Origin of the sequence: Colwellia sp. MB3u-55, from assembly GCF_014076785.1 — a bacterium.
Taxonomy (GTDB): domain Bacteria; phylum Pseudomonadota; class Gammaproteobacteria; order Enterobacterales; family Alteromonadaceae; genus Colwellia_A.
On record NZ_JACGUS010000112.1, the window covers coordinates 58,100 to 64,099 of the forward strand.

A 6,000-nucleotide genomic window follows, 5' to 3' on the forward strand; every position below is an offset into this window, starting at 1 on the left:
CACAAGAGGAAACATGATGAACCCGTACATAAAGATCCAAAATATCCAAGTAGCGCAATGTTTACATCAATTTATTGAACAGGATGTACTTCCTCATAGCCTAATTTCACCAACTGACTTTTGGCAAAACTTCTCAACAATCATTGAAAAATTAACACCTATTAATAAAGCCTTGTTAGCAACACGTGATGATTTACAAACGAAAATAGATAGCTGGCACCAGAATAACTTTGCCGATAACTTCGATTTCTCATCATACAAAAAATTTCTAAAAGACATCAATTACCTGGTACCTGAGGTTGAAGACTTTGCCATAACAACCGAAAATGTAGATGCTGAGTTAGCAACGATGGCGGGCCCACAACTCGTGGTACCAATAATGAACGCTAGGTTTGCCATTAACGCTGTCAATGCTCGTTGGGGAAGCTTGTATGATGCCCTTTATGGTAGCGACGTTATTTCTGCAGAAAATGGGGCTGAAAACGCTGGTGGCTATAACGCTGTTCGTGGTCAAAAAGTTATTGAATTTGCCCGACAATTTTTAGATAAAAGTATTCCATTAACTGCTGGCAGCCACGTCCAAGCGAAGCACTACAACGTATCTGATGCTTTTTTAACGGTTACACTTGAAAGTGGCGAAACCGTTAAACTTGCAAACGGCGATGCTTTTAAAGGTTATCAAGGCACAGTAGATGCCCCGACCGCGCTATTATTTGAACATAATGGTTTACACTTTGAAATTAACTTTGATAATAATAATGTTATTGCAAAAAGCGATAATGCAGGCATTTCTGACATCACACTTGAGTCGGCTTTAACGACCATTATGGATTGTGAAGACTCTGTCGCAGCGGTTGATGCCGATGATAAAGTGGTCGCTTATAAAAACTGGTTGGGGTTAATGCAAGGTAACTTAACCACTGACTTAGTCAAAAATGGTAAAACTATTCAGCGCACTATGGCGGTTGACAGACAGTATCATCAAACTGATGGCGCGAACTTAACGCTAAAAGGCCGTAGTTTAATGTTTGTCCGTAATGTTGGGCATTTAATGACGAACAATGCCATATTATTAGCTGATGGCTCGGAAGTGCCAGAAGGTATTATTGATGCCATGGTAACCTCACTAATCGCTAGCCTTAATTTACAACAAACTGCCGATGCCAAGTCATTTTGTAATAGTGCAGAAAAATCAATTTATATTGTTAAGCCAAAAATGCATGGCCCAGAAGAGGTCGCTTTTGCTAATACATTATTTGAACAAGTCGAAGATGCTTTAGCATTAACAAGAAACACCATAAAAATGGGTATAATGGATGAAGAGCGTCGTACAAGCGTTAATTTAAAGGCTTGTATCGCTCAAGCTAAGTCTCGTGTTGTTTTTATTAACACTGGCTTTTTAGACCGTACCGGTGATGAAATTCATACATCAATGGCGGCAGGTATTATGGCTAAAAAAGCAGATATCAAATTAACACCCTGGATAAGCGCTTATGAAGACAATAACGTTGATGTTGGTTTAGCCTGTGGCTTTAGTGGCAGAGCACAAATTGGTAAGGGCATGTGGCCCATTCCTGATCAAATGTTGAATATGTTAGCCACTAAAATTAATCACGTACAAGCAGGGGCAAATACAGCTTGGGTACCTTCTCCTACAGCAGCAACCCTGCACGCCTTACATTATCACAGAGAGAATGTTTTCGCGCTTCAGAAAAAGTTAATGCTACGTACTCCGGCTAACTTAGATGATATCTTAACAATCCCACTCGCAAAAGATACCAACTGGAGTGAACAGGAGATCTCTGATGAACTCGATAATAACGCTCAGGGTATTTTAGGCTACGTTGTGCGATGGATTGATCAAGGTGTCGGTTGTTCAAAAGTGCCTGATATTAATGATGTCGGTTTAATGGAAGATAGAGCAACTTTACGTATCTCCAGTCAACATATGGCCAATTGGATGAAACATGAGGTTTGTAGTGAACAACAAGTGTTAGCCAGTTTGAAAAAAATGGCTAAAACTGTTGATAGCCAAAATAAAAATGATGCTAACTATCAACCAATGGCAAGTAACTTTGAAAAGAGTATCGCATTTAAAGCGGCTTGTGATTTAGTATTTTTAGGCACAACACAAGTTAATGGTTATACCGAACCTTTATTACATAGTTACCGACTAAAAGTGAAGCAACTCAGTTAATCTCGTGTAATACCCCCTCTAAAAAAGAAATATTAATCTTAATATTTCTTTTTTTATTTAAGCGCAATGAAACTTTCCTCCACAATTGCCTGTCTATCTAACTGATACGCTTTTAATGATGATTTCACTTGGTTAAGTCATACTAAAAACCCATCAAACTCAAATTTTTAGCCATTGAACTTATATCGTTGGCTATATATTTCTTAACAATTTATAGTTAGGGTGTAAACATTATAGTTACAATTTCAATCAAATAAGATAGTACAAGTAACATTGTTTTCAATACAAAAGTTTTGTAGTCAATACTATGTGAATTTATAAGACGAGGATCGCAACATGAAATCACAAATTAGAACGGTAGCGTTAAGTGCCATATTCAGCATCATTGGATTGTGCTGTACACTTTCAACTGCTTCAGCAGAATCAAGTCACGCACAAATGAAAAAAGAGCTAAAGACTATTACTTATATGTTTGTTTTTCCTAAAGTGGTAGATGAAGGTGGCGCAAAAGAAAAACCCTTGTTAAAGCCAGATAATAACTTAAAAGAACTTAACACGGGTACAACAACCACTAAAAATGGATATTTTGAATTAGCCATTATTTTTAATGATAAATTACAGCAGTTAATTTCCGCCTTATTTGTTGATGATATCAATAACACTCATGACATCCCCTTAAAGCAGTTATCTAAGATAGACTAAAATCAAACAACGACTTTAATCATAAGGGCCTAAAGATTATTTTAGGCCCTTAATAAAAAAAAGCCTCAGGGGCTTTTTTTAACAAATAAATAAGGTTTATGCTTCAAGTTCACCTTGTTTATCTTTTATCGGTACCCTGACCTCAAAACTACAGCCTACTTTTGTATCTAGGCATTTTATAGTGCCTTTTAATTTTGCGTCCACTAAATTATAAACAATATTCATACCTAGACCTGAACCACCTTGGCCACGTTTGGTTGTAACAAAAGGGTCGAAAATTCGATTAACAACACTGCTATCTAGTCCTTTACCATTATCACTATAGGTCAGTGTTAAAAAGCCATTATCCTCAACAAACTTTATTGAGATTTCACCACTTTCTCTTTCATCAAAACCATGAATATGCGAATTGGTTAAAAAATTTGTCAGAATTTGATTCCATGCGCTTGGATAAGTGAGCAAATTAAGTTTTTCATCGACGTCTATATTAATGACATATTTTTTACGTTTAAACAGGGTTTTTACCGTGTTAACAACATCATTAACGTGTCTGAATAAATTAATTTTCAACTCTGGGTCGGTATGTTGCTCAACAGCAACTGATTTAAAGCCTCTGATTAATTCAACCGCTTTGTTTAAACTCCTTTCAATAATATTCTGATATTCAATCAACAGACTCAAGGTTTTAGTTAAATGTGATTTGGTCAGATTCTCAGTCTCTACCGAATGGCTTAACTCCAAGACCTTCTCTTTTAATGCCGTTATCGATGTAACACATATACCCAATGGTGTATTAACTTCGTGTGCAACTCCCGCAACTAATTGCCCTAAAGAGGCCATTTTCTCTGATTGTACTAGTTGATCTTTTGCTAACGTTAAGTCATCTAAAGATTGTTGTAATTGGTTGTTGCTCGAGGCCAATTTAGCCGTTCTGTCATACACTTTGACTTCAAGTTCGCCGTTAAGGTTAATTAACGCATTCTCAGCATCTTCGAGCTTTAAGATATCGTTTTTTAAAGTGGTACGCATGTTATTAATCGTTTCGGCAAGCTCATCGAGTTCGTCTTTGACTTTTGGACGAGAGCTTAATACCAAGGGCGTATCTATTTTATCAGCTGCAACTTGTTGCGAGTAGTAAGTAATATGATAAATATGGCGAGTGATAAGCCAATGAACGATGAATATAATAAAAAACGCCACGATAAAAATCTTGATCACTTCGGCTGTTAAAATAAAGCCTGCTTGCTGCCGCAATCGTTGATAAATATCTTTATAGCTCGCGGTCACAATAAGCACACCAATATCATTTTCGCTATAAAATATTGGGTACTCAACCACCTTATCAGCTGAGATATTTTCGTCACCAAACTGATAAGTTTTGCCAAAACCTGTGACAATCTTCACATGACTAATATCAGGTAAATTTACAATACCTTGAATTTGCTGTTGTAATAACGGCTCGTTAAAATCCCACAAGCTAGTTGATATAGATTGAAGATAACTTGTTTCAACATTGCTAAATCTTTGATCTAATGTCGTTAGACTTTCATTGTAGTTAACATACAATTGCAGAAAAGTTGAGCTGATAGACAATACCGAACTACATAGCAATATGTAAATAAGTACTCTACGGCTTAACTTACTATTAAAGGATCCAGATTTTTCCATTTATCACACCATCAATAAAAGCAGTAAAATAGATACGACTATTTGTGTTACTTAAAAAAATTTTTATAACATTATTTAAATATTGATCTTGTTTAATGTCAATAAAAATAACTATGTAAACCTATCAATAAGCATTAAAAAAACACCTCTAACAGCAAAGTTTGACTTAGATGTATTAACATACCCAACGAAAAATTTCGCTGCGATTATATCTTCTAGTACCTTTACTAGCGCGTTACAAATAGTAATATCTACCGCCTTATGTTCTACAAAATAAGATTTATTAGACATCGAAAATTAATCAGTATTAATACACTCAACAAGAAGAGCCTTAGCTTTTAACTGCATCGCTAAATAGCCAGTTTCATGTAGTCGACAAAAATGTGCGCGCACTAAGCACAGTTTATCAATTTCTCGCATCTTGGGTCTATAGGCTCCAACCATATCTAAATGTTGATCTTTTTATAATCATTGCCCAAAAAATAATGCTTGTGTATTTAGCGTAGCACAAGAAATAATATCCGCCTTATGGATATAGTTTTTTAAATTTTCAATAGCTTCACAATAAATATAAAAAACACACCAAAAGTAATAGCATCTCTTTGTGCAGTCGATAATAAGCCATAAATACTGATTTAAGGTTAATTATTTTAATACAAACAACAAATACAAATTTTTAAATAGGTAATTGTTCATGCAGGTAATTATCAGGGATTAGTGTAATGAATTTACTACTGGTATCGTTAATAGTTTTGTTTGTCGACTTACTGGTGGTTTTTTAATATCAAGATATCAACGCAGTGGCGCAGTAATATTTTGGTTAATGTGCTTTGTAAACGCATTAACATTAGAGACAGTAAAACCTAGTTTACTGTCTCTGCAGAGGATGCTCGATAATTTTTAAAGGATTAATTAACCAATAAAATAAATCATCACATGAGCAGTCGTTATTAAACATCATCGACTAAGACTTAACTGAGGACTTTACGCTAACGTTTTATATTTAGGTATCCGTCTCTTTATTGCACTGGTTAAGATAACGATTAATGCTGGAAATGCAGCATAGAGCATGGTTATTAATATTGACTGACTAAAGAGTATCGCTAAAATAATAAAACCTAAACTTGGTAACATTAGCCAAAATGTATGTTCACTTGCACAGACATTGAACAAGCTGCGCATAATAAAAATAATAGCGCCCGTTAACAAAAATGCGGTAAAAGCGGTTACAACTCCGGCATGATAATTAAGTATAAAATCGGGATAAGAATGAAACACTTCAGAGATAGGAGCAGAAACCCCAAAACTGATTAACCAAAAAAACGTGCCTGCAATTAGGCAGCCGAAGTTAAACGACCACAACTTTTTATTAAGAGATATCACTAACGTTCCTTATTATTATTATTATTTTTATTTTTAATTTTATTTTTATT

General features: G+C 35.2%; 4 protein-coding genes. 2 read left to right on the forward strand and 2 right to left on the reverse strand.

Annotated elements, in window-relative coordinates; all coding sequences use genetic code 11:
* Positions 1-16 precede the first annotated feature (16 nt).
* A complete protein-coding gene (locus tag H4J66_RS09575; protein WP_182173727.1) occupies positions 17-2,197 on the forward strand; it encodes a malate synthase G in 2,181 nt (726 codons plus the stop codon).
* Between the two features lie 336 nt (positions 2,198-2,533).
* Positions 2,534-2,899 carry a hypothetical protein gene (locus H4J66_RS09580; RefSeq protein WP_182173706.1) on the forward strand — a complete coding sequence of 122 codons (366 nt, stop codon included), beginning with the start codon at positions 2,534-2,536 and terminating at the stop codon, positions 2,897-2,899.
* A gap of 96 nt (positions 2,900-2,995) precedes the next feature.
* Here the strand turns inward: H4J66_RS09580 and H4J66_RS09585 are convergent, their stop codons facing one another.
* Together H4J66_RS09585 and H4J66_RS09590 are read right to left on the reverse strand one after the other, a co-directional pair.
* Positions 2,996-4,567 (reverse strand): ATP-binding protein, encoded by a 1,572-nt coding sequence (locus H4J66_RS09585; protein ID WP_182173709.1) that lies wholly within the window; start codon positions 4,565-4,567, stop codon positions 2,996-2,998.
* A gap of 984 nt (positions 4,568-5,551) precedes the next feature.
* Entirely contained in the window at positions 5,552-5,950 is a 399-nt protein-coding gene (locus tag H4J66_RS09590; protein ID WP_182173712.1) for a hypothetical protein, read from the reverse strand.
* Positions 5,951-6,000 lie beyond the last annotated feature (50 nt).